Annotated in this window: 1 protein-coding gene; it reads left to right on the forward strand. The window is 56.4% G+C overall.

Translation table 11 applies throughout. The annotated features are described in order from the left end of the window. Positions 1–23: 23 nt before the first annotated feature. Positions 24–243, forward strand: a 220-nt coding sequence (locus tag V0R37_RS23035; protein ID WP_420376684.1) for a hypothetical protein, incomplete at its 3' end; no start/stop codon positions are given.

Genomic DNA, 243 nt, shown 5'->3' on the forward strand with positions numbered 1-243 from the left:
TATCATTGCAGCCCTGTATACTTATGAGGCTTCGCGAAGTCGCCGATTTACGCGTCGTCGCCATCGCCATCGCCAGAGCCATAGCCAGAGCCATTGCCAAAGCCACGGCCATCGCCATAACCAGAACCACGGCCATAGCCATCACCATAGCCATAGCCATCGGCATGGCCATCACCATAGCCATAGCCATCGGCATGGCCAGCGCCATCACCATAGTCACGGCCATCGCCATATGGCTTACAT

It is taken from the genome of Pollutimonas rozaliensis (assembly GCF_048751585.1).
Classification (GTDB): Bacteria; Pseudomonadota; Gammaproteobacteria; order Burkholderiales; family Burkholderiaceae_B.